This window comes from Alkalibacillus haloalkaliphilus C5, assembly GCF_000269905.1.
Taxonomy (GTDB): Bacteria; Bacillota; Bacilli; order Bacillales; family Alkalibacillaceae; genus Alkalibacillus; species Alkalibacillus haloalkaliphilus_A.
The window spans coordinates 1-411 of sequence record NZ_AKIF01000300.1 but is presented as its reverse complement, the minus strand read 5'-3'; the positions used below and the strand labels follow the sequence as shown (position 1 = coordinate 411).

Genomic DNA, 411 nt, shown 5'->3' with positions numbered 1-411 from the left:
CTTGGCAGTCTCAGTACATTGTAGATGATGAGGATTATAACACGGTACAACAAGTACGTACGTTGGATAATGGATTTATGGAGTTTCAATATCCTATTCCTATTGATATAACGATTCCTCATAATAGAATTCGTACAGATGATCATATACAAGTTGTCATCGATTATTTCGATTACGAATTACCAGAACCTAAAACATTAAAAGTGTATTCTAATGTTCGTTTAGACGGTACAGAAATGGTAGAAGCAGTGGAGGAGCGCTATGAAGAAGAAGGGGCTAACTCTGACTTTGAATTGAAGGAATTTCCGACTCTGCAAGAACATGAGGGTGAACATGATCACGAATTTGATCATGAGTATGAAGAATTTGAACATGAAGAACATTATGATTCAAACGATGAAACTAATGAAC

Annotated in this window: 1 protein-coding gene; it reads left to right on the top strand. The window is 35.8% G+C overall.

What is annotated here, in order from left to right:
• The coding region (locus A194_RS0116580; protein WP_017187870.1) for a hypothetical protein at positions 1-411 on the top strand (411 nt) is incomplete at both ends.